Source organism: Wenyingzhuangia sp. IMCC45467, assembly GCF_054111205.1.
The window spans coordinates 2775103-2801180 of record NZ_CM134196.1 but is presented as its reverse complement, the minus strand read 5'-3'; the positions used below and the strand labels follow the sequence as shown (position 1 = coordinate 2801180).

General features: G+C 33.3%; 14 protein-coding genes, 2 tRNA genes and 2 rRNA genes. 4 read left to right on the top strand and 14 right to left on the bottom strand.

Features of this window, described 5'->3' with window-relative positions:
* Positions 1-2 precede the first annotated feature (2 nt).
* The 5 genes from ACXGQT_RS12040 to ACXGQT_RS12020 all read right to left on the bottom strand — a co-directional run bounded on the left by ACXGQT_RS12040 (position 3) and on the right by ACXGQT_RS12020 (position 8796).
* The gene (locus ACXGQT_RS12040) at positions 3-2903 is read right to left on the bottom strand and encodes a SusC/RagA family TonB-linked outer membrane protein (RefSeq protein WP_457828839.1); all 2901 of its coding nucleotides are present in this window, start codon (positions 2901-2903) and stop codon (positions 3-5) included.
* A gap of 530 nt (positions 2904-3433) precedes the next feature.
* Positions 3434-6004 (bottom strand): helix-turn-helix domain-containing protein, encoded by a 2571-nt coding sequence (locus tag ACXGQT_RS12035; RefSeq protein WP_457828838.1) that lies wholly within the window; start codon positions 6002-6004, stop codon positions 3434-3436.
* A 474-nt stretch (positions 6005-6478) separates the two neighbouring features.
* A tRNA-Pro gene (locus ACXGQT_RS12030) sits at positions 6479-6553 on the bottom strand.
* A gap of 19 nt (positions 6554-6572) precedes the next feature.
* Positions 6573-6656: transfer RNA gene (locus tag ACXGQT_RS12025), tRNA-Ser, on the bottom strand.
* Positions 6657-6735: 79 nt separating this feature from the next.
* Positions 6736-8796, bottom strand: coding sequence for an HD family phosphohydrolase (locus tag ACXGQT_RS12020; RefSeq protein WP_457828837.1), 2061 nt, complete (start codon positions 8794-8796; stop codon positions 6736-6738).
* Between the two features lie 73 nt (positions 8797-8869).
* On the opposite strand from ACXGQT_RS12020, the gene ACXGQT_RS12015 reads away from it, so the two are divergent.
* Together ACXGQT_RS12015 and ACXGQT_RS12010 are read left to right on the top strand one after the other, a co-directional pair.
* Positions 8870-10048, top strand: a complete 1179-nt coding sequence (locus ACXGQT_RS12015) for an acetyl-CoA C-acyltransferase (RefSeq protein WP_457828836.1) — start codon at positions 8870-8872, stop codon at positions 10046-10048.
* 20 nt (positions 10049-10068) lie between these two features.
* Positions 10069-10839 carry a C40 family peptidase gene (locus tag ACXGQT_RS12010; protein ID WP_457828835.1) on the top strand — a complete coding sequence of 257 codons (771 nt, stop codon included), beginning with the start codon at positions 10069-10071 and terminating at the stop codon, positions 10837-10839.
* On the opposite strand, the gene ACXGQT_RS12005 is transcribed toward ACXGQT_RS12010, so the two are convergent.
* The 4 genes from ACXGQT_RS12005 to gyrA form a co-directional block, all read right to left on the bottom strand.
* Complete coding sequence (locus tag ACXGQT_RS12005; RefSeq protein ID WP_457828834.1) at positions 10832-11485, bottom strand: 3-oxoacid CoA-transferase subunit B; 654 nt, start codon at positions 11483-11485, stop codon at positions 10832-10834. The genes ACXGQT_RS12010 and ACXGQT_RS12005 overlap by 8 nt on opposite strands.
* Positions 11486-11487: 2 nt before the next feature.
* Positions 11488-12183, bottom strand: a complete 696-nt coding sequence (locus ACXGQT_RS12000; protein ID WP_457828833.1) for a CoA transferase subunit A — start codon at positions 12181-12183, stop codon at positions 11488-11490.
* Positions 12184-12296: 113 nt separating this feature from the next.
* Positions 12297-13508, bottom strand: coding sequence for a tetratricopeptide repeat protein (locus tag ACXGQT_RS11995; protein WP_457828832.1), 1212 nt, complete (start codon positions 13506-13508; stop codon positions 12297-12299).
* Positions 13509-13525: 17 nt separating this feature from the next.
* Positions 13526-16042 carry a DNA gyrase subunit A gene (gene gyrA / locus ACXGQT_RS11990; protein ID WP_457828831.1) on the bottom strand — a complete coding sequence of 839 codons (2517 nt, stop codon included), beginning with the start codon at positions 16040-16042 and terminating at the stop codon, positions 13526-13528.
* A gap of 291 nt (positions 16043-16333) precedes the next feature.
* Here gyrA and ACXGQT_RS11985 point away from each other — a divergent pair, with 291 nt between their 5' ends.
* Positions 16334-18901: an ATP-dependent Clp protease ATP-binding subunit gene (locus tag ACXGQT_RS11985; protein ID WP_457828830.1), complete on the top strand. Its 2568-nt coding sequence runs from the start codon at positions 16334-16336 to the stop codon at positions 18899-18901.
* Positions 18902-18936: 35 nt separating this feature from the next.
* Here the strand turns inward: ACXGQT_RS11985 and ACXGQT_RS11980 are convergent, their stop codons facing one another.
* Genes ACXGQT_RS11980 through ACXGQT_RS11970 form a run of 3 tightly spaced genes read right to left on the bottom strand, consistent with a single transcriptional unit; the run spans position 18937 to position 21375 of the window.
* Positions 18937-19698, bottom strand: coding sequence for an arginine deiminase-related protein (locus ACXGQT_RS11980; protein WP_457828829.1), 762 nt, complete (start codon positions 19696-19698; stop codon positions 18937-18939).
* Position 19699: 1 nt separating this feature from the next.
* Complete coding sequence (locus tag ACXGQT_RS11975) at positions 19700-20122, bottom strand: LexA family protein (RefSeq protein ID WP_457828828.1); 423 nt, start codon at positions 20120-20122, stop codon at positions 19700-19702.
* Entirely contained in the window at positions 20122-21375 is a 1254-nt protein-coding gene (locus tag ACXGQT_RS11970) for a Y-family DNA polymerase (RefSeq protein WP_457828827.1), read from the bottom strand. Before ACXGQT_RS11970 ends, ACXGQT_RS11975 begins: the two co-directional genes overlap by 1 nt.
* 189 nt (positions 21376-21564) lie before the next feature.
* On the opposite strand from ACXGQT_RS11970, the gene ACXGQT_RS11965 reads away from it, so the two are divergent.
* Positions 21565-22476: a DUF72 domain-containing protein gene (locus ACXGQT_RS11965; protein WP_457828826.1), complete on the top strand. Its 912-nt coding sequence runs from the start codon at positions 21565-21567 to the stop codon at positions 22474-22476.
* Between the two features lie 535 nt (positions 22477-23011).
* On the opposite strand, the gene rrf is transcribed toward ACXGQT_RS11965, so the two are convergent.
* Together rrf and ACXGQT_RS11955 are read right to left on the bottom strand one after the other, a co-directional pair.
* A 5S ribosomal RNA gene (gene rrf, locus ACXGQT_RS11960) occupies positions 23012-23120 on the bottom strand.
* A 148-nt stretch (positions 23121-23268) separates the two neighbouring features.
* Positions 23269-26069, bottom strand: a 23S ribosomal RNA gene (locus ACXGQT_RS11955).
* Positions 26070-26078: the final 9 nt, after the last annotated feature.

The window sequence follows — 26078 nt, the reverse complement described above, 5'->3', positions numbered from 1 at the left end:
TTTTAAAAAGAAACATTTAATCCCAAAGTATATGTTCTTGTTGTTGGGTATTTATCACGACCATCATTTCCAGGAGCTAAACCTCCTCTATTTACTTCAGGGTCTATACCCGAATATTTAGTAAACGTAAAAGTGTTTAATGTTGAGAAAGACAACCTAGCTGATTTAATATGTTTTCCAATTTTATCGAAATTATAACCTATAGTAATATTATCTATCTTCCAAAAATCTCCGTCTTCTATATAATAACTAGTAAACTCTTCTGGAGCGTTTAATGCTACATCTTTACCAAAAATTTGATTTTCAGAAGAAGTTAGTCTGTTATATTGCTGAATAGAAGGATTTTCAAAATACATACGTTCAAAATTTAAAATTTGATAATCAAATGCACCACGCATTGAAACTGCAAAATCAAACTGCTTATACTTAAATGAGTTATTCCAATTAGCATAATATTTTGGAAGGCCATTACCTAAAACCTGCTTATCTTCAAAACTATGATTAAACTCATCATAACTTTGTGTTTCCCCTTCTGGAGTTTCATAAATCCATAAACCGTCATCATCAATACCTACTACTTTGAAACCATAAAAATTACCAACAGTTTCTCCTACTTTAACAAGGTGCGTAAAGGTTGTTATTGGTGAACCAGTACCTCCTGTTGTAAAATAATCGTTAGTAGATTGATACAAATCATTAGAAATACTAATCAGTTTATTTGTGTTTGTAGAAAAATTTACATTTGATGTCCATTCAAAATTTTCATTTTGTACAGGAATAAAATTTAAAGCAACCTCTAAACCTTTATTTTGCATTTTCCCAACATTGGCACGAGTTGTAGGGTAAAGATTTGGAGGTACAGGAACTGAGTAATCATATAATAAATCGTTAATATCACGTTCATAATAATCTATACTTCCACTAATTCTATTATCAATAAACCCAAAATCTAGTCCTAAATTAGTTTCATGTTTTTCTTCCCATTTTAAATCTGGATTTGCATTTTGTGAAGGCACTAAGGTTCTTATCCATTCTCCATTGTAGTAAAAATATGATCCAAATCCCAACAATGGAACTGCACCAAAAGCACTTCCGTTAGGTGTACCTGTAACACCATAACCTGCTCTTAGCTTAAGGTTGTAAAGAAAATCAACATCTTTTAAGAATGATTCTTGTGAAATTCTCCATCCTGCTGAAACAGCTGGAAAAGTTCCCCATGGTTTTTTAGTACGATATAATTGACTAGCTGCTTCATGACGTACACTAGCCATAAGTAAATATTTATTATCAAAATTATAGTTTAACCTGTTAAAGAATCCTATTAAATTTGATTTGGATGTAAAACCTCCAACTGTAGCATCTCCTTCATTTATACCATTACCCAAGCCAATATTATGATATGAGAATTCATCGGTTGGAAAATCCCTATTTGTCATTGAATAATCTCTATAGTAACTTTCTTGATTACTATATCCCGCTAAAAATGTGAAAGAGTGCTTATTTACAGATGTGGAATATTGTGCAGTTAACTCAAATAATTTCTCTTGAGTTTCTCTAGTTCCATTACTTACATACCCATTTAAGCCGTTTTTTACGTTAGATATATGATTTTTAGTTTCAGCATAACCTCGTGTTTGATAATAACGCCCTAAAGAACCTAATGCATTAAGCTTTAATCCTTCTATAGGTTCATAACTCATATTTGCATTATATCTACTAAACAAAGATCGCTCCTCTCCATCAGATTCATAAATACGAGCCAAAGGGTTTTCATAATCAAAATTCCCTGGACGTTCAAACCAGTTTCCTTCTTCATCATAAATGGGTTCTGTTGGATTTCTGATTAATGCCTGTCTATAGGTATAGCTTTGACTTGAAGTGGTTGTATAATTTTGTGAACGACTTATGATTCCAACATTAAACTTCAGTTTATCATCAAGCATATTGTGATTGATATCTATACGTCCTGAAAATGTTTCATTATTTGATTTTAAAAACACTCCTTCTAAACCTCTATAATTAATATTAGCTATATAATTTGTTTTCTTATTCCCTCCTCTAAAAGTTAAATTATGTACTTGGCTAAATGGAGTACGTGTAATTACATCTAACCAATCTGTTGAACTTCCAAAATCCTGACTAGGATCTCTTTTTCCCTGTTCAATCTGACGTCTGTAATCATCGGCAGATAAAACATCTAATTGATTTGAAATTTCCTGTGTACTTAAATTTACAGAATAATCTACTCGGTTTGTATAACTACCACTAGCTCTTTTAGTTGTTATTAATATTACCCCATTTGTACCTCTGGTACCATAAATAGCAGCAGCAGATCCGTCTTTTAAAACATCAATAGACTCTATATCTTCAGGAGCTACAGTTTGAAAATCTCCTGGAATACCATCAATAAGAATAAGAGGACTACTAGAACCTATTATAGAGTTAGTACCTCTCAGTCTTATTTGAGAACCAGAACGAGGATCTCCACTATTCATAGAAACCGATAAACCTGCTACCTTCCCCTGAAGTAACTGACCTATATCATTAACATTACCTTTTACAAATTCATCTGATTTTACTGAAGATACAGCACTCGTTACATCTTCTTTTCTTTGAGACCCATACCCTATAATTACAATATCATTTAAAACCTCAACATCTTCTGTTAATTGGATATCAATTTTATCTTGGTTACTTACCTTTACTTCTTGTGTTTTAAACCCGATGTATGAATACACAAGAACTGCTTGTGATGGAACTTTGATGGTATAATTCCCATCGAAGTCTGTTACTACACCATTGGATGTCCCTTTTTCCATAACGCTAACACCAGGTAAACGCATCCCCCCTACAGTACTAGTAATTTGCCCTGATATTTTAACTTCCTGTCCGTATACTGACAATCCGAGAAAAAATGTAAAAATTAAGAGCGAATAAAATCGATTTCGCTTTAGCTTATTAATTGTTGTTAATTGCTGCATTCTTATATAGTTTTTAAGTTTAATTTTTTAAGATAAAAACGTCTATTGTTAACTAATAGACATTCTACCCCCTAGATGAGGTAATTATTAAATAGAGGTTAAATACCCTTATTCAAATAATCTACACCTCTCTTAACTATTGTTTAATTTTTTTACAATTAAAATAATTAGGATCTCCATATAATTATTCCTTAACATACCATAACTAGTAATAGGTATTTATTAGAAAAAACTATAGGTTTAAAACCTTATATATTTGTTTGGAGTTAGGAATTCTATTTTACCTTAAATCTTTAGGCAACTAAATATTTCAATTTTAATAAAAAATAAACACTTAATTTATCAAATTGAAAAATACAAGCCTTAAGTTTTAAAGTAACACTAACTAACTAGCACAAATATCTATATATCAACAAATAACGAAGTAATAATTATGTTGAAACAAAGAACACTCAGGTTGATTTCTTTGCGTTTTCAATGTATTTTGAAGGACTACATCCATAAACTTCACGAAAACATTTACTTAAATAACTTGAACTACTAAACCCTACCTGATCTGCAATTTCGGCAATGGTTAAATCTCCTTCAAGTAATAATTGTTCAGCTTTTTTTAATCTTAAGTTTCTTATAAATAAACTGGGAGATTCTTCCAGTAATTTTGTCAATTTTTTATAAAGCCCAGTTCTTTCCATATTTAAATCGCTGCTAAGATCTTCAACAGTATATCCTGGAACATTTATATTCTTTTCTACAATTTCAATAGCTTTATTAAGAAAAGCAATATCTGCTGGCTTTTGAAATTGCTCTTTTGCAACAGAATCATCTATTTCTTTCTGTTTCTCCTCAACGTCTTCAAAAGCTTTACGTTGATCAATTAAATTACGTATTCTTAATAAAAGTATTTCCTCTCTATGCTGCTGCTCCATTTTTTCTTTAGTATACCTAACATAAAAATATAATATTCCTGATGTTATTAGAATAAAGGCTATTAAATAGCTAATATAAGCGGCTAGAGTTTTCCACCATGGTGGGAGTATAGTAATATCTATTTTACGAGGTTCTCCTTGCCATACATCTACTTTGTTTGATGACATTACTTTTAAGGAGTACTCTCCAGGCTCTAAGTTTGTATAGTTAACAGTTAAGAGCTTACCAGACTGGTATCCAGGATTTAATGTAACCCAATCATCATCCACACCTTTCATTTGATAACGATAATATGTTTTTTCTGGATTTATATAATTAAGAGATGCAAAGTCAAATGCTAAAAAATTATCATTATAGTTAAGCGTAATATGATTAACATAAGGAGTAGCTTGTGATAAAATCATTTTTCCATCACAAGCTTGTTGATGCTCTATTTTACTCCCATGGACTCTAATAGATCTCAAAAGAGGTTTAAAAGGCAAGTCTGGTACAGAAATATGATTTGGAGATAAAGTATTAAATCCATCAATTCCTCCAAAAAACAAAGTTCCTTTTTTAGACTCAAAGGCAGAAAAATTTAAATACTCCCCAGATAGCGCTCCATCAAAATAGTTAAAATTAGTAAAATAGACTTCTTGAGAATTTATATCAACATTAATTCTAGAAATACCATTACTGGTAGTAACCCATATTCGCTTATGCTTATCTTCAATTATTGCGTGTACAGAGTTATTTACAAGACCATCTTCTACATGAAAAATTTTTCCTACTTGATCTTCAGGTGTAAAAAGCTTTAATCCATCAGATGTTCCAGCCCAAATCCAATTACGACTATCTGTAAATAAAGTATTATATATTTTATTCTTATAAGTATTGTTCCCACTTTTATTTAATTGTTCAACAACTTCTTTAGACAAATTTTCTACACGTATAGAGGTTAAATAGGTGCTATCTTTGGGTGTGGTATGATATTGATAATAACCTGAATTTGACTTTAGATATATTTTACCAAACTCATCTTCTGCAAAAGACCAAATACTTAAATCTTTTGAAGTTAAATTAGGAAAATAAGAAGTTCCTATTTTTTGAAAACTAAATCGGGATGGGTGATAATATAGTAATCCTCGATTATTAGTCCCAATCCACAAAGCTCCTTGCTGATCAATAAACAAGGTACTAATGTCTGTATCTACAACTCCTTCATCAATTGTTTTTAGTGCTGGAAAATAATTCTTAACACCCCTTTTATCATCAATTTCCCAAACTCCTTTTAAACTACTTACGTAAGCCTTTTCATCATTTGTAACTACCAGTGTATTTAAAGTATAAGAGGTTTCTAGTATGGTTTTCCAATTCTTAGTTTTTAAGTTAAAGAAGAAAAAACCACCCTTTATTCCATTTCTAAGCTGATAAAATCCCTTTTTACCTTTAACAACCATAGAGGTTCTATCAAAATTTTTTATATCACTTAGAGCATAAGGACTTACATTATATATTTTTTCTTGTGTTATAAGATCGTAGCAAACAACTTCTCCAGTATGATAAAAAAGATATAAGTAATTCTTATCACTACCCAAATCCTGAAGCCTTCCTTCATCAGATATATTTTTAATTAAAATATTCGTTTCAGGTTGTATTAATCCATTTTCAGTCAGTAACCACATCCTCTTAAAATCATCCAAAAAGAAATCAAGAATAGTAGAAGTCACCCCCATACTTCTAAAAATTTTATTAGGCTCAGATATATATTGCTCTATCTTTAAATCAATACACATTAATTTGTATTGGTCTTTTATCCACAGTAACGAGTCTTTACTTTGATAAACACGATAATGTCCATCATATTTTTTTAAGCTTGTTATATCCTTATCACTACGATGTATAGATTGAAATTTAAAACCATCATAAAGATTAAGGTTTCCATTTGTAGTAAAAACCATTCTACCATCAGCAAGCTGAAGAATAAATCTCACCTGATTATCACTGAGACCATGAGTAGCATTTAAACGAGAAAACGTAAAATTTGAATTCTGACCTATCACTAGGTTTGATAGTAATAAGGTTAAAAAAAGTATGTTTTTTAATTTTTTGTTCATTCTAATATAATGAAGTGATTTAAGATTTTTATAAAAAAACAATAGGTTGCTGATAATTAGTGTTACCACACATATAATACTCAGAAAACAGTCCTTTATATATACAGTTTACAACTAAAATATAGAACTTAAATTAAACGACCGTTACCAAACCGAGGACTTCCTACAAAAGCCCTTTTGATTATAATCATCAATGAAGGTTGTTGTTCTATAAAACTTCAAAACAAATAATCACTACTCTGTAAAGTTCCATGTTTTGCTTTGTTTCTAAATTGGCAATTTAATAAAAATCTGTATTAGGTTTACTAATTCTTATAAGTTATCTTGAATCTTTAAGGTAATTGTATTCTAAATATCTCTAAAACTACTAAGACTTATTTTACTAAAATTATTCCTCGACAATGGCTCAATAGAAAAAACCTCGCCAAAACAAAAAAACACTATAAATCAATAAAGATTTACAGTGTTTTTTTGTCGGGGTGGCAGGATTCGAACCTGCGACCTCCTCGTCCCAAACGAGGCGCGATGACCGGGCTACGCTACACCCCGAAAAGCCATCTTAAAAATGCGGAGAGACAGGGATTCGAACCCTGGCGACGGTTACCCGTCGACAGATTAGCAATCTGCTCCATTACCACTCTGGCACCTCTCCTAAGTATATTACTACTTTGTTTTGCGAGTGCAAATATATGTGTTTAGTTAAATGCTTGCAACCTTTTTTTGAGTTTTTTTTATTCAGGATATTCAATTCTTACATGATAAATGTTTTTAAGTTTTTTCTTAATTACTTTCTTAACACTTTCTATCTCTTTTAAGGTAATATCTGCATTTAAAAACTGTCCTTCAGATTTTTGTTTTTCTATAATCCTTTCAATCAACTCGTCAATGGCTGTAGCTGTTGGTTCTGATAAACTTTTTGATGCTGCTTCGGCAGCATCACACATCATTAATATAGATGTTTCTTTAGAAAATGGAATAGGTCCTGGATATCTAAAATCCTCAATATTTACATTTTCAGGATTTGCATCCATTTCTTTTTTATAGAAATAATAAACCAAACTAGTTCCGTGATGAGTTCTAATAAAATCAATAATTCTGTCTGGTAATCTTTGTTTTTTTGCCAATTCAATTCCTTCTGTTACATGGCCAATAATAATTTTAGCACTGTCTTTTGCAGGCAATTCATTATGTGGATTTACACCCGTTGATTGATTTTCGGTAAAATAAAAAGGATTTAACATTTTACCAATATCATGATACAATGCTCCTGTTCTTACCAACATTACATTGGCATTAATAGCATTTGCAGCTGCTTCGGCCAAATTGGCTACTTGCATAGAGTGTTGAAAAGTTCCTGGGGCTTTTTCATTCAATTCTCTCAACAACACGCTATTTGTATTAGACAATTCTAACAAAGTAATATCAGAAACCAATCCGAACAACTTCTCGTATAACCAAATTAAAAAAGTTGATAAGAATGATAAAACTCCATTTAAGGCAAACAAAGCAAAATAGCGACTTTTAATTTGCCCCACCCCCCCTTCATGAATAATATAAAAAGCTAAATACGTTAGCATGTACACCAAGGTTATTTTAATTACCGATATAAATAAATTACCTCTTTTATGAATATCCGAAACTGTTAAAATAGTTACAAATCCTGCAATGGTTTGTAAATAAATATATTCAAAACTGTTTGGCACAACAAACCCCAGCATTAATACCATTAGCAAGTACGAAAACAAAGCTACACGAGCATCAAAAAAAGCTTTAAGTATAATGGGTAAAATGCATATTGGCACCACGTATAAATAGTCTGGATATTGTTTTATGATTAGGGTTTCTATAAAAACCATCAACAAAACATTTAAAAAAATAAAGGTTACTTGAGTGTTGTTTTCAAAAATTTCTTTTCTATCTAAATACAAAAACAACATTAGCATTCCCATAGCTAATGATACCAAAATAATATATCCAACTAAAATCCATGTATAGTTCTTTTTTGTCCAAATTTGAGACTTATATTCTTGTCTTAAAGACTCTAACACCTCTAACTTTTTACCTTCTACAATATCCCCTCTGGCAATAATTAATTCTTTTGCTGATATTTTTCCTTTGGTATAAGAAATAGTTCCTAAAGACTCTTCTAAATCTTTATCGGTATAACCTTTATCAAAAAAAACATTGGGTACTAAAACTTCAGTAAGAATATTGGTAATAATACTTTTGTGAACATAATCAACTTGATTATTTAGTGTAGAGTTAATTAACGGTAACAACTCTCTTGGAGTAATTAACCTTCCATAATCAATCTTGCTAACCTCTTGTTGTTTTCTTAAAAAAACAGATCTATCTGCCGGATATTCTTCTTTTACATTTGTATCTACAAAACCTAAATCATAAATAAAAGCAATTAAATCATCTGCTGCTTTTTTATAAACCGAAGTATGAAACTCTTTTTTTAAACCTTTATTTAAAATTGCTTCATTATAATAACTATCAAATTTATTTTTCACATCAAGCTCTACCTCCTCTTTGTACTCAAAATAAATGTTAGAGTTTTTAATAAGTTCTTTTTTTTCTGAAGCTATTTCTTCTTGAGACTTCTGAACAGCAAAATCAAACGGAGCTAGTAAATTTTCGTACTGCCAAGGTTTTCCTTTTTGAAATTCATACTTAAACTTTCCTCCTTTCGGAAAAAAATAAACAATAGAAAACACAACTAATACAAACAAAAAAACTTTGTAAATAATAGATTGATTTTGGTAAATGCGATTAATGATATTCTTCATTAGTGTTTTTGATCTTTATCAAAAATAAACAATTAATTTTTGTAAATTCAAAGTACTCTAATCTGTTTGCTTTATGTCTAAAAAAATTGTGATTGTATCTGCCAAAAGAACACCTATAGGATCCTTTCTAGGAAGCTTATCTACAATAACCGCCCCTAAACTAGCTGCCACAGCTATTAAAGGAGTTTTAAACGATATTAACCTACCATACAATCTAGTAGAAGAAGTTTATTTAGGAAATGTATTACAAGCAGGCATAGGGCAAGCTCCCGCAAAACAAGCTGCAAAATACGCAGGATTAAAGGATGAAATTCCATGTACCACCATTAACAAAGTTTGTGCCTCTGGAATGAAAGCTATAAGCATGGGAGCACAAGCTATTAAAGCAGGAGATAGAGATATAGTTTTGGTTGGTGGAATGGAAAATATGTCTTTAGTACCGCATTACCACTATACTAGAACAGGAAACAAATTAGGTAACTTAACTTTACATGACGGAATTTTACAAGACGGACTTACCAATGTTTATGATCAAAACCATATGGGAATTTGTGGTGATTTGTGTGCCAAAACACACCATATTTCTAGAGAAGAACAAGACAACTTTGCTATTCAATCTTATCAAAAATCAATTGATGCAAACAAGCAAGGAAAATTTAAAAATGAAATTTCTCCTGTAATTTATCATGATAAAAAAGGAAATGAAATTATTATAAATGAAGATGAAGAGTTTTTGAATTTTAAACCCGAAAAGTTTCCGTTACTAAAACCAGTTTTCTCTAAAGATGGTACCGTAACTGCCGCCAATGCTTCAACTTTAAATGATGGAGCTGCTGCTTTGTTAATTATGTCCGAAGAAAAAGCCAAAATTTTAAATTTAACCCCCTTAGCAGAAATTATTGCTTATGAAGATGCTGCTACACAACCCGAACTTTTTACTACAGCTCCTGCCAAAGTTATACCAGCAGTTCTTAAAAAAACCAAACTACAAATAACTGATATTGACTTCTTTGAACTAAATGAAGCATTTTCTGTAGTAGGAATTGCAAATGCTAACTTGCTAAAAATACCCATACATAAAATAAATAAAAATGGTGGAGCAGTATCACTTGGCCATCCACTAGGTTGCTCAGGTGCTAGAATTGTTGTTTCTTTGATAAATGTTTTAAAACAACAGCAAGCAAGTTATGGACTTGCTGCTATTTGTAACGGTGGTGGTGGTGCAACTGCCATAATTATTAAAAATATTTAGAGAGCCTACTTATATATTCCATGGATTACGGTATTTGTAACCTTAGTGTTGTTCCTTTAAGATTAGAACCCTCAGACAGCTCTGAAATGGTTTCTCAAGTATTATTAGGGGAGCATTTTAAAGTCTTAGAAATAAGAAATAAATGGAGTAAAATTCGCTTGGCTTATGACAATTATGAAGGCTGGCTAGACAATAAGCAATTCTTATTAATCTCTTTAGAAGACTATAACAAAGTAGAAAAATCACCTATTTATTTATCTAGTGATATCATTAACTTTGGAGAAAACCAACAACGACTTTTAACCAATATTGTAATTGGTTCTCATTTGCCTTTTTACAAAGACGAACAATTTTTAATTGGTGAAGAAAAATTTGCTTTTGAGGGTGATGTAATTTCTAACAAGCAACAAAAAGAAAATATTGTTATAACTGCTTTACAGTTTTTAAACACTCCATATTTATGGGGAGGAAAAACACCTTTTGGAATCGATTGTTCAGGGTTGACTCAATTGGTATACAAGCTTAACGGATATCCTTTAAAAAGAGATGCTAAAGATCAGGCTACTCAAGGTGATGTATTAAGTTTTATTGAAGAAAGCGAACCTGGAGATTTGGCTTTTTTTGATAATGAGGAAGGAAACATTATTCATGTAGGAATTATGATGGCTGATAATTATATTATTCATGCCCATGGAAAAGTTAGGATTGATAGATTGGATCACTTAGGAATTTACAATGTAGATACTAAAAGACATACCCATAAACTTAGGGTTATTAAAAAAATTATATAAGCATTGTTTTACAATTAGGGGATACTATCAATTCTCCTTCGGTAACACTTTTAATATATTCTATTCCAACCTCAGGAGCAGTTTCTTTTAACAAAAACTTTCCGTTTTCTATAGTTAGCAAAGCTAGATTGGTTACAATTGTTTTTACACAAGCAACACCCGTTAAGGGCAAACTACATTGTTTAAGTAATTTAGACTCTCCTGCTTTATTTGTATGCATCATGGCCACAATAATATTTTCTGCACTCGCCACCAAATCCATTGCTCCCCCCATCCCTTTTACCATTTTACCTGGAATTTTCCAATTGGCAATATCACCATTCTGAGAAACTTCCATGGCTCCTAAAACGGTTAAATCTATATGTTGTCCTCTAATCATTCCAAAACTCAATTCCGAATCAAAAAAAGAAGCTCCTGGTAATGTAGTAATAGTTTGTTTTCCCGCATTAATTAAATCTGCATCCACTTGATCTTTTGTAGGAAAAGGCCCCATACCCAACACCCCGTTTTCACTTTGAAACTCAACATTAATTCCGTTAGGTACGTAATTCGCTACTAGGGTTGGAATTCCAATTCCTAGATTTACGTAAAAACCATCTTGTAATTCTTTAGAAATACGTTGTGCTATTTGTTCTTTGGTTAACATAACTATTCCTTTAAAGTTAATTTTTCAATTCTTTTTTCGTAGTTCTTCCCTTGAAAAATACGTTGTACAAAAACCCCAGGAACATGAATTTCATTTGGATTTAATTCTCCTACCGCAACAAGTTCTTCTACTTCTACCACATTTATTTTAGCAGCTCCACACATTGCTTGATTAAAATTGCGAGCTGTTCCTTTAAATATAATATTCCCTGCTTCATCCCCTTTCCATGCTTTTATCAAAGCAAAATCGGCTTTTATTGCATATTCTAATAAATATTTTTTTCCACTAAACGTTCTTATTTCTTTTCCTTGAGCAACTTCCGTTCCCACACCTGCTGGTGTAAAAAAAGCTGGAATTCCCATTTTTGCAGATCGGCAACGCTCTGCTAAAGTTCCTTGAGGAATTAATTCTACTTCAATTTCACCACTCAACATCTGTCTTTCAAACTCATGATTTTCTCCCACATAAGAAGAAACCATTTTTTTGATTTGATGTTTTTGTAACAACAAGCCTAATCCAAAATCATCTACCCCCGCATTGTTAGATACACAGGTTAGTTCTTTTACATTTAGCTTTACCAACTCTTCAATGGCATTTTCTGGAATACCACACAAACCAAAACCACCTACCAACAAAGTCATACCACTGTCAATATCATTTAAAGCTTCTGTTACAGTATTTACTTTTTTAGAAATCATTACTATAAAATTGGGTTTACTTAAATATACTAAATATTTTAGTAAACCCGAATCAAAAAGCCCCATTAATCTGTAGATTAATGGGGGCTTTTTATTAAATAATAAAATCAATTTTATAAAGCTGCTGCTTTTTCTTTATCACCAACAGCATTGTAAAGTCCCTTTAAGTTAGACTTTATTTCTTCATCTTTTTTCAAACTATATGCTTTCTCTAAAAGCGGAATTGCCTCTAAATACATTGCTGTAATTTTATCCTTAACCTTGGTATATTCTTTTGTTCCACGATTAGCATTTAACTCTTTTACTAGCTCTCTTTCTCCTCCTAAAATCAACAAACCTTTGTTTATGTATGCATTTCTATAATTAGGATCTATTGCGATTACTTTATCATAAGCCGCTAATGCTTTTTCCTTTTGTCCCTCACTTTGAGAAATCACCCCTAAATTATACCATAAATTTTTGTTTTCAGGAGTTAACTCCAAAGCCTCTTCTAAAGCCAATAAGTACGCTTCATTATCTCCAGTTTTATATATAACAGCCGCATAATTTTCAAAAAACGGAGCGTGTTTAGGAAACTCTTTCTTAGCTTCTTTTAACTTTACAATCTCTTTCTCAAACTTTCCTTGTTGATCATAAATACCAACCAAGTTATTGTAATACTCTATACGAGTACTTTTTTCAACCTTAGATTCACTAGGAGAAATATGTGTTTCCTCTGAAACTGCTTTATCTCTATCTTCTTTTTTAAAAAAATCGTTACTTTTTAAAGTATGCTTATTTACCGCACTATAAACTACTTCTCCAGGAGACTTTAACAAAGTCTCTAAAATTTTAGCTGCCTCTGTATAATTTTTTGATTTTATACGACAATAAAGCAACAAGTCTAAAAGATCTTTACGCTCAGGTCTAATTTTATATAAAGTTTCATAAACATCCCCTGTTTTCTCGTAATTTTCTTCCTTTAAATACGCATTTAATTTAGTGTAATAACTATCACTAATTGAATTTAAATAGCTAATTGCTTTTTCAGAATAATCTTTTTCTCCAACTCTATGTTCTACATCTAAAGTTTTGTAAAAGTTTATAGCTGCTGTTTGGTAATCATTTGTAGTTTCATCTCCAAAAGCATTTTTACCTTGTAAGAAATAGTAATAAGACTCATATTTTGTGTCTTTTACCAAACTCTCTAATCCCTTTAACCCTTCTGTAGCTTCTGAGTACTCAGCTGATTTAATTAATTTTTCAACCTTTCTAAGTTCCTTTTTCTGAGCTAACACAGAAAAAGAGACACTAACACATAATATTAATGTTGTTATTTTTTTCATCTCTGATTTATATTATATTATTCTTGATTTGTTTCTGTTGAGTTATCAGTATCATTATTCACAACAGGTTCTCCGTTTTCATCAACCTCTTCATCATCTTTCATTACCTTAGCTACTGCAGCAATAGAGTCATTCTCATTAATATTAATCAGCCTAACTCCTTGCGTTGCTCTACCCATAGTTCTTAATTGCTCAACTTCCATACGGATGGTAATTCCTGATTTATTAATAATCATCAAATCATCTTCATCTGTAACGTTTTTAATAGACACCAACTCTCCTGTTTTGTCAGAAATATTTAGCGTTTTAACCCCTTTACCACCTCTATTGGTAATTCGATAATCTTCTAATTTAGAACGTTTACCATAACCTTTTTCAGAAACAACTAGGATTTCACTTTCCATATCATCTACAGCAATCATACCAATCACTTCATCTTTGTCATGGGCAAGAGTTATTCCTCTAACTCCAGAAGCAGTTCTACCCATTGGCCTGGTTTTTTCTTCTTCAAAACGAATGGTTTTTCCAGACTTAACAGCCAACATTACTTGGCTATTTCCGTTGGTTAATTTTGCTTCTAACAATTCATCACCTTCTTTAATGGTAATTGCCTGTACACCATTGGTTCTAGGTCTAGAATATTGCTCTAACAATGTCTTTTTAACCTGACCTTGCTTGGTTGCCATGATTACATAATGATTGTTGATGTATTCTTCATCTTTTAAATCTTCTGTTACCAAGAATGCTTTTACTTTATCATCACTTTCTATGTTGATTAAGTTTTGTAAAGCTCTACCTTTTGATACTTTTGTTCCTTCTGGAATTTCATAAACACGCATCCAAAATACTTTACCTTTTTGAGTAAAGAACATCATGTACTGGTGGTTAGTTCCTACAAATAAATGCTCTAAGAAATCTTCATTTCTTGTTGCCACTCCTTTTTGTCCTTTACCTCCTCTATTCTGTGTTTTATATTCTGACAATGGAGTACGTTTAACATAACCTGCATGAGAAATAGTTACTACTACCTTAGAATCTGGAATCATATCCTCAATTCTCATATCCCCTCCTGCATATTCAATTATAGAACGTCTTTCATCACCGTATTTTTCTTTAATAGCAATTAATTCGTTCTTAATAATTTCCATTCTTCTAGGCTCACTTGCCAAGATATCTTTTAAGTCAGTAATCAACAACATGATTTCCTCATACTCAGAACGTAACTTATCTTGTTCTAGTCCTGTTAACTGACGTAAACGCATTTCTACAATGGCTTTTGCTTGAATTTCACTCAATTCAAAACGAGCCATTAATTTCTCACGCGCTTCGTCACCATTTTTAGAACCTCTAATAATGGCAATTACTTCATCAATATTATCTGATGCAATTATTAAACCTTCTAAAATATGCGCTCTCGCTTCTGCTTTCTTTAAATCAAACTCGGTTCTACGAGTAACCACTTCATGTCTGTGCTCAACAAAATGATGTATTAAATCTTTTAGGTTTAACATTTCTGGTCTTCCATTTACCAATGCAATGTTATTTACACTAAAAGAAGTTTGTAAAGCTGTGTATTTGTATAATTTATTTAATACAATGTTTGGAATAGCATCTTTCTTTAAAACATAAACAACTCTCATCCCTTTACGGTCAGATTCATCGCGAATATTAGCTATTCCTTCTAGTTTTTTCTCGTTAACTAACTCAGCAGTTTTTTTAATCATTTCTGCTTTGTTCACCAAATAAGGAATTTCTGTAACTACAATACAATCTCTTCCTTTTACTTCTTCAAAGGTTGCTTTTGCTCTAATTACTATTTTCCCTCTTCCTGTATGAAATGCATCTTTAACCCCTTCATATCCATAAATGGTACCCCCTGTAGGAAAATCTGGAGCTTTAATGTATTCCATCAAACCATCAACATCAATATCTCTGTTGTCAATATAAGCTTCTATACCATTAATCACTTCTGTTAAGTTGTGAGGTGCCATATTAGTAGCCATTCCCACTGCAATTCCTGAAGCTCCGTTTACCAATAAATTTGGAATACGTGTTGGTAAAACTGTTGGTTCGTTTAAAGTATCATCAAAGTTTAACCTATAATCAATGGTTTCTTTCTCAATATCAGACAACATTTCTTCTGATATTTTTTGCATACGAACCTCTGTATAACGCATTGCTGCCGGACTATCTCCATCAACAGAACCAAAGTTCCCTTGACCATCAACCATCATATAACGCACACTCCAACTTTGTGCCATACGTACCATTGAGTCATACACAGAAGAATCACCATGCGGGTGATACTTACCTAATACCTCTCCAACTACTCTTGCAGATTTTTTATAAGCTCCAGTTGATTTGATACCCAACTCATGCATTCCGTACAAAACACGTCTATGAACTGGCTTTAACCCATCTCTTACATCTGGTAGTGCACGTGACACTATTACAGACATAGAATAATCAATATAGGCAGATTTCATCTGCTCTTCGATATTAATAGGAATCAGTCTTTCCTCTCCTTCAATCATGTATATTATTCTTAAGTTATATTTTTATTATCAACATAGCAATTTAAACCTTTTTATCCATTTTACAAGGTTCTTAAAGCTCTAATTTAAATACAAGTTATTAACAAACTAAACCTATTAATTATTGTCTTCGTATATGTTTTATCAACATATAAACATTTTAAACAGTTGATTTACAAATAAATAAAAACAAGACAGATTGTCTTATTTTAACAATGGCAGGTAATTTGTAATTTATGTAAAAAAAATCTACTAAATTTACGTAGAACCTAATCTTAAAAACGATAGAATATGGATGATAATTTCTCACAAGAAGTAAAAGATGTGATTGGTTTCAGTAAGGAAGAGGCTATCAGACTAGGTCATGACTTTATTGGTACAGAGCATTTGGTACTAGGTATTATTCGAAATCAAACCAGCAAAGCTAACGACATGCTAATTGCGTTAGATGTAAATCTTGAGTATTTAAAACACAAGGTAGAGGCTTTACATCCTATTTCTAGCTTGCCTATTCCTGCTGGTGAAAGAAGAAATTTACACTTAACCAAACAAGCTGAAAAAGCATTAAAATCTACTTTTTTAGAAGCTAGATTATACAACAGTACTACAGTAGATACTGCTTTGTTATTGCTTTGTATTTTACGAAATGAAAATGACCCTATTACTAAAATACTAGATAAGCTACACATTACTTACAATGATGTAAAATCTTTATACAAACAACTAAGTCAGGGAGATGAAGATGAATTAGACGAGGCTATTGAAGACACTTTTAGCAGTCCTACTAATGAAAGCTCTCAAGATTTTTCTGGAGGGAATACTGGATCTTTTGAAAGAAGTCAACCACAAAGTCCTAATCCTAATAAAAAATCTAAAACCCCTGTGTTAGATAATTTTGGTCGTGATTTAACTTTCTTAGCAGAAACAGATAAATTAGACCCTGTAGTTGGGCGTAATGAAGAAATTGAGCGTGTTTCACAAATTCTAAGCAGACGTAAAAAAAACAATCCTATGCTGATTGGAGAACCAGGGGTTGGTAAATCTGCCATTGCCGAAGGTCTGGCTTTAAGAATTGTACAACGTAAGGTTTCTAGAATTTTATTCAACAAACGTGTTGTGTCTTTAGATTTGGCAAGCCTTGTGGCTGGTACAAAATACAGAGGACAGTTTGAAGAAAGAATGAAAGCCTTAATGAATGAATTGGAAAAAAATGATGACATTATTTTATTTATCGATGAAATTCATACCATCGTAGGAGCTGGAGGTGCTACTGGATCTTTAGATGCATCTAACATGTTAAAACCTGCTTTGGCTAGAGGAGAAATTCAATGTATTGGAGCTACTACTTTAGATGAGTATCGTCAAAACATAGAAAAAGATGGTGCCCTAGAAAGACGTTTCCAAAAAGTAATTGTAGAACCTACTTCAGAAGATGAAACTGTACAAATTTTACATAACATCAAAGGTAAATACGAAGATCATCACAATGTAACTTTTACAGAGGAAGCTATTGTAGCTTGTGTAAAATTAACGAATCGATACATGACCGATCGTTTTTTACCAGACAAAGCTATTGATGCTTTAGATGAAGCTGGATCTAGAATTCACATCACTAATATTGTAGTGCCTAAGCAAATTATTAAGCTAGAAGCTGAATTAGAAAATATTAAGGAGAAAAAAACAAAAGCTGTTAACGGACAAAAGTACGAAGAAGCAGCTAAGTTACGTGATGATGAAAAGAATATGGAAGCTGCCTTAGCTTCTGCTCAACAACAATGGGAAGAAGCCTCTAAAGCAAATAGAGAAACAGTTACAGAAGAAAATGTTGCCGAAGTAGTGTCTATGATGACAGGGATTCCTGTAAATAGAGTTGCCGAAGCCGAAAGTAGTAAATTAAGAGAATTACCAAGTACTATTAAAGGGAAAGTAATTGGTCAAGATGAGGCTGTTGCCAAAGTAATAAAAGCCATTCAACGTAACCGTGTTGGATTAAAAGATCCTAACAAGCCAATTGGATCATTTATCTTTTTAGGTCAAACAGGTGTTGGAAAAACACAATTGGCAAAAGTATTAGCTACAGAAATGTTTGATTCTGAAGATGCGTTAATTCGTATTGACATGAGTGAATACATGGAGAAATTTGCTATCTCAAGATTGGTAGGAGCACCTCCAGGGTATGTTGGTTATGAAGAAGGTGGTCAATTAACCGAAAAAGTTAGAAGAAAACCTTATTCTATTGTTTTACTAGATGAGATTGAAAAAGCACATCCTGATGTATTTAACATGTTGTTACAAATTTTAGATGACGGATATGTTACTGATAGTTTAGGTAGAAAAATTGACTTTAGAAACACTATTATCATTATGACCTCTAACATTGGAGCTCGTCAAGTAAAAGATTTTGGTGCCGGAGTTGGTTTTGGAACTGCCTCTAAAAAAGCCCAAGCAAACGAACACATTAAGAGTGTTATAGAAGGTGCTTTAAAAAAATCTTTTGCTCCTGAATTCTTAAACAGAATTGATGATGTAATTTTATTTAATGCTTTAGAAAGAGAGGATATTCACAAAATTATTGATATTGAATTGTCTAAACTAACAAAAAGAATTAGCGGTTTAGGATATACTTTAATTTTAAGCGAAAAAGCAAAAGATTATATAGCAGAGAAAGGGTTTGATCAAAAGTATGGTGCTAGACCTCTAAAAAGAGCTATTCAAAAATATATAGAAGATGCTTTGGCTGAACAAATAGTAAATGCCAACTTAAACGAAGGAGACATTATTAAAATGGAATTAGATAGTAAAAAACAAGAGCTAACCATTTCCATTGAGCAAAAAGAAAATTCTGAATTAAAAGAATAAACAAAAAAGGATGAACTTAATTGTTCATCCTTTTTTTATAAAATAATATCTCTTAATTTAATACCTGCTTTTTCTAAAAAAGTACAATCTACAATTTCAATATCAGGTAAAAATGCTTTCTGTGTTTCTGTAAATAAATCAAATGATTTTTTAGAAATCAACAATTTCCCATCAACACTCTTCAGATCAAAAACACCTTTAACAACTTGTTCTTTTGTAAAAGTTACAGTTTTTATTCCGTGATTTTTTAATATTGAAAACAATTGCTTTCTGTCTTTTTTATCAGTTATATAATCCAAACAAATCCATAACGTATTACCCACAAAACAAGCCACATCTCTGGTTAATAAATCATCTGGTAAATTAAAACTAAAAGGGGTGAGTTCAAAATCTTCACAATATTCTTCAAATAAAGATTCATCTGTAAATTGATTAATTCCACACAAAGCAATTTCAGTTTCAAAATGAGCTACCAAACTATTTTGTCCGTAAAAATAAACTTCTTCTTCTGTAGCTTGCGTATAATCAACAATCTCTTTGTTCTCTTTTTCTAAAATTAAATCTATGATTTCATAATAACTAGACACACTTTTAACAGCCGAAACAGCTATTTGTTCTTTGTTTTTAAAAAACAAATCTGAAACACTAAATGGCATTACAACTCCTAAGTCTAAAATATCAAAATTGAATAATTTAGTAAGTGCATCAAAATCCATTTGTAACAATTGTTTTTGTGCATTGGGTAAAAACCCCAAAGACTTATCAAATATCCAATTCCTAAAATCTATTAATATCATACTATACTTTTTTTATCACATAGGTTACTATTCCCCATATTACTAATTCCTGATCTTCACCAACTTTTATCTCTTGATAGTTTTTATTTTCAGGCACCAAATATACACCATCCTTATCAACTCTTAATCTTTTTACTGTAAACTCCCCGTCTAACATACAAACTGCAATTTTGCCATTTTGAGGTTCCAAACTTCTATCAATAACCAACAAATCACCGTGAGACATACCGGCATCTTGCATAGAATCACCATCAACTTTAGCATAAAAAGTAGCTGTTTCATTTTTAACTAATTCTTTATCTAAAGAAATTCTTTTTCCTTGAAAATCTTCGGCAGGAGAAGGAAAACCAGCTTTAATTCCAGCTTCTACAAACGGAATTTTTACAAATCCATTAGATTCATATTTATAAAAAGTTAAAACCATTATTTACAATTTATAGTAATAATATCACTTAATCTGGTAGTGTATTGTGGTGATAAATGTTCTTGTCTCATTTTCCAAGTTCTTTTAATATCTTGATTGGCTAATTTCAATTTCCCTTGCCCCATCTTGTCATTTAAAATATCCATTGTACGCATTAATATTTGATGTTTTGGATTTTCATCTCCAAACAACCTAGTTTGATGACTTGTATTCGGTTTAATAGACACTAAAATTACGCCCGCTTTTTTATAAGTATATCCTACTTTAAAAATTTCACGTAATTTTTCTAAAACTCCTTTGGTAATAGTAATACTAGAACTCGTAGCAAAACCAAAATGAACCATAGCTCCTAACTTTACATAATCTTTTCCAAACCTATTTGATTTTAAAAAAATATAAGCTGCAGAACATTCACTTTTCTGTTTTCTTAACTTTTCAGCACAACTATTAGCAAAAGTAGCTACCCGCTCTTCAATTTCTTTTAAATTTGATACTACCTTGGGGAAACTTCGTGTGGTTGCAATCATATATTTATCATGTACTTCCTCAAAACCAATTGTTGGTTTTCCCTCCAAGTCACGTTTTAAACGCAAACCTACTACAGAAAATTTATTCCTAACCAACTCGTCCGATAATAAAGTAAATTCATAAGCTTTATCAATATTCATTTCCTTTAACTTAGTTGCCAAACGTCTTCCAATTCCCCAAACATCACCAATCATAGTCCATTTTAAAGCTTTTATACGTTGTTCTTCTGTACCAATTACATAAACATTTTGAGTTTGCTCCGGATATGTTTTAACAATATTATTAGCCAATTTAGCCAGTGCTTTACTTACTGCAATTCCTACACTCACCGGTAAACCCAAATGCTGCATAACATCATCCTTAATCTGTTTACCTATCAACTCCGCCTCCTTAGCCGATACATTTTTTAGTTTAAAAAAAGCTTCGTCAATAGAATAAGGCTCAATATCATCCACATATTTACTAATAATCGACATTACTCTAGAGCTCATATCTCCATACAAAGCATAGTTCGAAGAAAAAACCTGAATCCCATATTTTTTAAAGTCCTCCTTATTCTTAAAAGCAACAGCCCCCATTTTAACATATGGCTTTGCTTCCTTACTGCGCGCAATTACACAACCATCATTATTAGATAAAACCACTATAGGTTTTCCTATCAAATTAGGTTTAAAAGCACGTTCACACGATGCATAAAAACTATTACAATCTACAATTCCATACATAACTACAAAGGTAAATCAAAACACTGTTATATAAATGCATTTAAATATTTGGGCGTTCCCCTATCGGGTCGTGCTCTCACTACTCGCTTTCTATTTGGTATTCAAGCGGAGTCGAGAACCAAATAGAAGAGCTCAAACACATCGTTCCATCACTAACGCAAACTAAAATTAGATTTGTATTTTTACCCTATGCAATTCGGAAAAGTACTCAACCCAGAAAACATAGATTTCACTCTACCTAAAGATCATATAGATACTTCTACAGTATTTAATAAGTCTTTTATCGGTAAAACTGAATTTTATATTGGGTGTGCCAAATGGAACAAGCAAGATTTAAAAGGTTTTTATCCTCGAGGTACAAAAGATGAATTAAAATATTATAGCACTCAATTTAACAGCATCGAATTAAATGCTACGTTCTATAACTTATACCCGAAAGAACAATTTCAAAAATGGTATTTAAAAACACCTGTTGATTTTAAATTCTATCCTAAAATTACCAAAGATATTTCGCACGAACATCAACTAGAAGAATCCTCTTATCCCATTACAGAATTGTTTCTAAATAATGCTATTGAGTTAAAAGAAAAATTAGGAACTATTTTCTTACAAATGCATGAAGCCTTTAGTCCTATAGATTTTATAAAACTAAAAGACTTTATAGAAACATGGCCTATACAAATTCCTCTTGCCGTAGAACTTCGTCATACAGATTGGTATCATAATGCTGATATAGCTCCTCAATTATATCATCTTTATCAAGAAAACAACATTAGCAATATTATTACCGATACAGCAGGAAGAAGAGATTTACTCCATATGAGATTAACCAATAGTAAACCTTTTATAAGGTTTGTGGGATCAAATCATCCATCAGACTTTCATAGGCTTGATGATTGGATTGATAGAATAGAAATTTGGATAAATCAAGGTATAGAATCAATCTCATTTTTTATTCATCAAAATATAGAAGAAGAGTCTGTGTTATTATCCTCTTATTTCATCAAAAAATTAAATAACAGATTAAACCTACAATTAAAAGTTCCTCAAACTCTAGCAGACATACAGAACCAACAACAATCACTTTTTGACTTTAACTAAATAAAAAATGATTTTTTAACTTATCCTTTTTCTCTTACTATACAAACTGCTACATAAAATAATTGCATAAAAACATCTTTTTATAACTGATATCACATTCCACAAATCATATAAGCATAGTACATTTGTAATAAATCATAAATCTATAACTATGTTAGAAACCAAAAAAACAAGCACAGACAATAGATATGTATTTTCTATGTCGCCCATGAAATCCTTTGAATCAGAAAAACGTAGAAGTTATTTTAAAACTTTTTTTAGACGTTAGTCTCAGGGGATCAAAGTTTCAATTAAACAATTGAATATTTATAAACCTTAAAATATTACATCATGAAAAACCAACCGAAAAGATAAACCATGCAACAACATATAGGAATTAACATGAACCGTAGTTCATCATTACAAAACAGCTAAAAGCCGATTCTAAATATTATAATAGAATCGGCTTTATTATTTCTTATTCTTTAAGATACATTAGTATATAATTTATAAACAAAAAAAAACCTCATTCAATTACATGAATGAGGTTTTTAAAAAAAGGCGATGACATACTCTCCCACCAATGGTAGTACCATCTGCGCTAATAGGCTTAACTTCTCTGTTCGGAATGGGAAGAGGTGAGCCCTATTGCAATAATCACCTTAAGGTCTTAGTAGTACTGAGTACTCAGTAAAGAGTATTGAGAACTCTTTGTACTTGATACTTTGTACTAACTACTATATGGTTAACATATTGATACCAATATTGTTTGTTTTCTATTACTTTCGTTTTATACTTAAATTAAAGCCCGCAGTACATAAGCCTATGGGTTATTAGTAATACTCGGCTATGACATTACTGCCTTTACACCTATATCCTATCAAGGTCGTAGTCTACAACCACCCTTTAAAGAAATCTCATCTTGTGGTGGGTTTCGCGCTTATATGCTTTCAGCGCTTATCCCTTCCCAACGTAGCTACTCTGCAATGCTCCTGGCGGAACAACAGATACACCAGAGGTTAGTTCAATTCGGTCCTCTCGTACTAGAATCAAATCCACGCAAATTTCTAACGCCCGCTACAGATAGAGACCGAACTGTCTCACGACGTTCTGAACCCAGCTCGCGTGCCACTTTAATGGGCGAACAGCCCAACCCTTGGGACCTTCTCCAGCCCCAGGATGTGACGAGCCGACATCGAGGTGCCAAACCCCCCCGTCGATGTGAGCTCTTGGGGGAGATCAGCCTGTTATCCCCGGAGTACCTTTTATCCTTTGAGCGATGGCCCTTCCATGCGGAACCACCGGATCACTATGCTCTTGTTTCCAACCTGATCGACTTGTAGGTCTCGCAGTCAAGCACCCTTATGCCATTGCACTCTACGTACGGTTACCAAGCGTACTGAGGGTACCTTTAGAAGCCTCCGTTACTCTTTTGGAGGCGACCACCCCAGTCAAACTACCCACCAAGCACTGTCCCCATCTCTGGGTTAGACTCTAGATAAGCAAAGGGTCGTATTTCAACAATGACTCCACAACACCTGGCGATGCTGCTTCAAAGTCTCCGACCTATCCTACACATTACTTATCCAAAGCCAATACTAAGCTATAGTAAAGGTTCACGGGGTCTTTTCGTCCCGTAGCGGGTAATCGGCATCTTCACCGATACTACAATTTCACCGAGCTCATGGCTGAGACAGTGTCCAGATCGTTGCACCATTCGTGCAGGTCGGAACTTACCCGACAAGGAATTTCGCTACCTTAGGACCGTTATAGTTACGGCCGCCGTTTACTGGGGCTTCATTTCAGATCTTCGCTAAAAGCTAAACCCTCCACTTAACCTTCCAGCACCGGGCAGGTGTCAGGCCCTATACATCAACTTTCGTTTTAGCAGAGCCCTGTGTTTTTGATAAACAGTCGCCTGGACCTTTTCACTGCGGCCCCACATAAAGTGGGGCGACCCTTCTCCCGAAGTTACGGGTCTATTTTGCCTAGTTCCTTAGCCATGAATCACTCGAGCTCCTTAGAATACTCATCCCAACTACCTGTGTCGGTTTACGGTACAGGACGCAGCCCTCGCTTTTCTTGGAACCGCTTACTTCTTTTCGCTTCACCCGAAGGTTAGGCTCAACGTACTATTCCGTCAGTACGTAAAGATCTGGGCAATCCGTCACTTTTAATGGGTGCGTGTACAGGAATATTAACCTGTTGTCCATCGACTTCCCCTTTCGGGTGCGCCTTAGGCCCTGACTAACCCTCAGCTGATTAGCATCGCTGAGGAAACCTTAGTCTTTCGGAGGGCGGGTTTCTCACCCGCCTTATCGTTACTTATGCCTACATTTTCTTTTCTAGTCGTTCCAGCATCCCTTACAGAACACCTTCAGCACAACTAGAATGCTCCCCTACCACGTATAGTAAACTATACATCCATAGCTTCGGTAATATGTTTATGCCCGATTATTATCCATGCTCGTTCGCTCGACTAGTGAGCTGTTACGCACTCTTTAAATGAATGGCTGCTTCCAAGCCAACATCCTAGCTGTCTGGGCAAACAAACCTCGTTTATTCAACTTAACATATATTTGGGGACCTTAGCTGATGGTCTGGGTTCTTTCCCTCTCGGACATGGACCTTAGCACCCATGCCCTCACTGCTGTAAATCATTATATAGCATTCGGAGTTTGTCAGGAATTGGTAGGCGATGAAGCCCCCGCATCCAATCAGTAGCTCTACCTCTATATAACTAATACAACGCTGCACCTAAATGCATTTCGGGGAGTACGAGCTATTTCCTGGTTTGATTGGCCTTTCACCCCTACCCACAGGTCATCCCAAGACTTTTCAACGTCAACGGGTTCGGTCCTCCACTCTGTGTTACCAAAGCTTCAACCTGCCCATGGGTAGATCACCAGGTTTCGCGTCTACTCAACCTAACTAAAACGCCCTATTCAGACTCGCTTTCGCTACGGCTCCGGATCTTAAATCCTTAACCTTGCTAGATAAAGTAACTCGTAGGCTCATTATGCAAAAGGCACGCCGTCACCCAGTTAATGGGCTCCGACCGCTTGTAGGTGTACGGTTTCAGGATCTATTTCACTCCCTTACTTAGGGTTCTTTTCACCTTTCCCTCACGGTACTAGTTCACTATCGGTCTCTCAGGAGTATTTAGCCTTACCGGATGGTCCCGGCAGATTCAGACAGGGTTCCTCGTGCCCCGCCCTACTCAGGAATCTGATACAATTACTTCTCTTACTTATACGGGACTATCACCCTCTATGGTTAACCTTTCCAGGTTATTCTAATTCAATTGTTTCTTGATATTTCAGTCCTACAACCCCGATCTTGCCGTAACAAAATCGGTTTGGGCTCTTTCGCGTTCGCTCGCCACTACTAACGAAATCATTATTATTTTCTCTTCCTCCGGTTACTTAGATGTTTCAGTTCACCGGGTTTGCCTTCTTTCGAATACTATGCCTTCAACATAGTGGGTTGCCCCATTCGGAAATCTACGGATATAACTCTTATGTGCAAATCCCCGTAGCTTATCGCAGCTTATCACGTCCTTCTTCGCCTCTGAGAGCCTAGGCATCCGCCATACACCCTTAATTAGCTTATTGTACTTTTGC